Origin of the sequence: Paenibacillus sp. Dod16 (assembly GCF_049893405.1) — a bacterium.
In the GTDB taxonomy this organism is placed as follows: Bacteria; Bacillota; Bacilli; order Paenibacillales; family Paenibacillaceae; genus Paenibacillus_AQ.
This window is the reverse complement of record NZ_JBNDYG010000131.1, coordinates 1-721: the sequence shown is the minus strand read 5'-3', so window position 1 is coordinate 721 and position 721 is coordinate 1. Positions and strand designations below refer to the sequence as shown.

Annotated in this window: 1 pseudogene; it reads right to left on the bottom strand. The window is 39.4% G+C overall.

The features are described from left to right. A pseudogene (locus tag ACPV3A_RS37730) lies at positions 1-721 on the bottom strand (IS3 family transposase); the annotation flags it as partial.

Genomic DNA, 721 nt, shown 5'->3' with positions numbered 1-721 from the left:
TCAGTAAGTAGTACTTTCCCAGGAGTTTCTTGTTTGAATTTACGGTTTAATTCATTTTTTAATACACGATGTTCCTGCGTAGCCTTAGCCATTTGACGATAAGGATTTGCTTTTCGGATGGGGCAAACAATGTTATATTTTTTCATTATTCTACGGATCCGTTTTAAGTTAAAGTTCACACCAAATTGAAGGGCTAACGTCATCTTAATCTGACGTGCTCCTTTTTTGCGATTGCGGTAACKAAAGGCTTTGAGGACCCATTCCTTAGCCTTTTCATCCTGTAGATCCCTCTGATTGCGACATAGCTGTGCCTGCATTGAAAAATGATTATAGTAGCCTGATCTGGATACACCAGCGATCTGACATAGGTACTTGACCATACGAATAAGGTGAAACTTTTGGATAACGGAATGAATTAATGTGAATTTTGTTGTATTAGCTATTTGAATTTCTTGTTCATCAGTCTCCTTTCTTCCATTTCGAGCTTTTWTAACAGTTCGTTTTCTGCTTGTAATAGTTTGTTTTGAGCTAACAAACGTTCATACTTCTCCTCCATCGATAGCTCACGACCCAAAGGTCTACCTGAGTTTCCCTTACGTGTATCTGTAAGTCCATCTAACCCACTGGTCGTGTATGCACTCTTCCAACGTTTTGCAGCCTTATTTACACGAACCATTCCGAGGATTTCAATGTCAAAGCCGCAGGACTCAAAGATTTCTCT